The organism is Bacillus sp. 05T31 (genome assembly GCF_056396725.1).
In genome coordinates, this window is record NZ_JBFTMA010000579.1 from 1 (window position 1) to 3,262 (window position 3,262).

Here is a 3,262-nt window from a genome sequence, read left to right on the forward strand (position 1 = left end):
ATCTCCCTCTTTTCTTTATATAGAGGTGAAAAAATGATAGTAACAACAGCAGGAAGAACAAAYAAAGAAWTGACAGCTTATGCAAATAAGGTAGCAGCAGAATTAAATAGTTCTTTCGTTATACGTAATGATATACCTGTACATAAATTGCATGAACAGTATGAACAAGATGTACTTGTCGTAGGGAAAAATCGATTAGCCATTTATCCAAAAGGTACGGAAGAGTCGTTTTTCTTTCATCCAAACTCAGCAATGTTTCGTGTGAAAAGGTTAATGCGCGGAGAGCACGATCCGTTTGTACAAGCTGCTAAATTAGAGAGCGGAATGACAGTATTAGATTGTACGCTCGGTATGGCATCAGATAGTATTGTAGCTAGTTATATCGTTGGTGAGAACGGAAAAGTAACAGGGCTTGAAGGAAATGAATATATGGCTTATATCATGAAAAAAGGCTTGCAAACATGGTCTTCATCCGTTTCTGAAATTGATGAAGCAATGCAACAAATCGATGTGAAGCAAACGGAGCATTACGCATTTTTAACACAATGTGAAGATAATAGTTATGATGTCGTTTACCTTGATCCGATGTTTGAAGAAACTATCATAGAATCAGATGGAATTAAAGGTAGCGCGGAAGAAAAAGATGAAACGCACTTCGGAGATGCTTCTTGAATGAATAGTAGAGTAAGCCGAGGTCCCCTGTCCTCGTTATAAACGGGAAAGTGGTTCAAAATGAACAACAAGGGTGGTACCACGGGTTAAAACTCGTCTCTTTTTTAGAGACGAGTTTTTTGTGTTTCAAAAAACAAGGAGGTTATAGTATGAATTATAAAACGCAGTTTGCGAAAAGTTTATCGAATATTTTTACGAATGAATTAACACAAAATCAAATTTTAGATTTAATCGAAATACCAAAACAAGATGAATTCGGAGATGCAGCGTTCCCATGCTTTTCACTAGCGAAGCAATATAAAAAATCACCAGCTATTATAGCGAAGGAATTGGCGGAGAAATTAAATGATCCGTTCTTTACGAAAGTAGAGGCTGTTGGTCCTTATGTAAATGTATTTTTTAATCGTGAAACAGTAAGTGATGAAGTATTAAAAATAATTTTAGCGGAGAAAGAAGAGTACGGTCAAAATCACTTTGGATGTGAAAAAACGGTAGTTATCGATTATTCCTCTCCTAATATCGCGAAACCTTTTTCAATGGGGCATTTACGTTCTACAATGATTGGTAATTCGCTGAAACATATCGCCGRAAAATGTGGGTATGAAGTTGTMGGAATYAATTATATTGGCGATTGGGGCACGCAGTTTGGAAAGTTAATTACCGCATATAAAAAATGGGGAAATGAAGAAGTTGTTAAAGAGGATCCAATTCGTGAGTTATTTAAGTTATATGTTCAGTTTCATGAAGAAGCAAAAGAGAACAAAGAACTAGAAGAAGAAGGACGCTCATGGTTTAAAAAACTAGAAGAAGGAAATGAAGAAGCAGTCGAACTTTGGAATTGGTTCCGTCATGAGTCTTTAAAAGAATTTTCTCGTATTTATGAACTTCTCGGTGTGGAATTTACAAACTTTCAAGGAGAAGCTTTCTATAACGATAAAATGGAAGACTTTATTGGGATTTTAGAGGAGCACGATTTACTTGAAGAATCAGAAGGCGCATTAGTCGTTAATTTAGAAAAAGAAGGTATGCCGCCTTGCYTAATTAGAAAATCAGATGGTGCAACTATTTACGCAACGCGTGATTTAACAGCGGCATTGTATCGTCAAAACACATACGAATTTGATAAAGCRCTATATGTAGTTGGCCCAGAACAAAGTTTACATTTTAATCAATTTTTCACTGTATTAAAAAAGCTCGGCTACAACTGGGTTGACGGGATGGAACATGTACCGTTTGGATTCATTTTAAAAGACGGTAAGAAAATGTCGACACGTAAGGGCAGAATTATTTTATTAGAAGAAGTGCTAGAAGAAGCTGTTGCACTTGCGGAACAAAATATTGAAGAGAAAAATCCTAATTTAAAACAAAAAGAAGACGTGGCAAAACAAGTCGGTGTTGGAGCRGTTATCTTCCACGATTTAAAAAATGAGCGTATGCATAATATCGAATTCTCATTAGAAAATATGTTGAAATTTGAAGGAGAAACAGGRCCATATGTGCAGTACACACATGCGCGTGCCTGCTCTATTTTAAGAAAAGAAAGTGTAGAATTTGAAACKTGTACTTTTGMATTAAAAGACGATTAYAGCTGGAGTGTCGTAAAATTACTYAATAAATTCCCGCAAGYAATTGAAGCGGCCTTCAACAAAAATGAGCCATCTACTATTTCAAAATAYGTATTAGATGTAGCGCAAGCGTTCAATAAATATTATGGAAATGTTCGTATATTGGAAGAGAACGAAGAGAAAGAGAGTAGACTCGCATTAGCTTACGCTGTGACGGTTGTATTAAAAGAGGGATTACGTTTACTTGGGGTAGGGGCACCTGAGGAGATGTAAAATGAAAATTTTGTAACAAAAAGGCAAATCAGACGGTCATTAACCTGATTTGTCTTTTTGTATTTTCTTAAATAAATTCTTATTTATAAAGTGTTATACGCTACGAAGTGTAAGAATTCTATAATTTTGTTACTAAATCAATTAAAATATTTGTAGAGAGGATGGTCAGTATTGATTCGAAGTTTCATTTTAAACATTCCTTGTCATAGACTACCGGAAAGGAGTTTTCTTACACTACAAAAATACATGCCTTTATGTGCGCGATGCACAGGTATGTTAATTGGTTTCTGTATGTTTCCAATTTGCTTTTTAATAACACCTTCGTTTAGTCTCTCATTAATGCTATCCTTTTTTGCTCAAATGCCATTATTAATTGATGGATTCACCCAAAAGTGGAAATGGCGAAGCAGCACAAATTTGCTAAGAGTAACTACCGGGTTATTAAGCGGTAATGGTATGGGACTATTTATTGCATCTAGTATTATATGGATTACATCTTAAACCACATATCAACGGAGGTAGCTATTTACATGTTTTGGATTTACATAATTCTAATTTTTATATCAGGTGGAAGTGGAATTGGTTTTATCATTCATGAAAAATATATAGAAGCAACAATAGCTTTTGTTATTTGCCTATTATTTATGGTGCTACTATATTTTTATTTAAAAAGAAGCAAAAAAAAGAGAAATTTAGATTGTGACGTAATAGATTGTACCGATTGCTCAGATTGTGATTGTACTATCTAAACT

Annotated in this window: 3 protein-coding genes and 1 pseudogene; all 4 read left to right on the forward strand. The window is 34.8% G+C overall.

Annotated elements, in window-relative coordinates; translation table 11 throughout:
- Positions 1-33 precede the first annotated feature (33 nt).
- Positions 34-627, forward strand: a pseudogene (locus AC1DJR_RS24530) (class I SAM-dependent methyltransferase); the annotation flags it as partial.
- 194 nt (positions 628-821) lie between these two features.
- Positions 822-2,510: an arginine--tRNA ligase gene (argS, locus tag AC1DJR_RS24535; protein WP_477003718.1), complete on the forward strand. Its 1,689-nt coding sequence runs from the start codon at positions 822-824 to the stop codon at positions 2,508-2,510.
- A gap of 171 nt (positions 2,511-2,681) precedes the next feature.
- Positions 2,682-3,011 carry a DUF2085 domain-containing protein gene (locus AC1DJR_RS24540; RefSeq protein ID WP_429688834.1) on the forward strand — a complete coding sequence of 110 codons (330 nt, stop codon included), beginning with the start codon at positions 2,682-2,684 and terminating at the stop codon, positions 3,009-3,011.
- A gap of 29 nt (positions 3,012-3,040) precedes the next feature.
- Positions 3,041-3,259 (forward strand): hypothetical protein, encoded by a 219-nt coding sequence (locus tag AC1DJR_RS24545; protein WP_016102108.1) that lies wholly within the window; start codon positions 3,041-3,043, stop codon positions 3,257-3,259.
- The last annotated feature ends 3 nt before the right edge of the window (positions 3,260-3,262 follow it).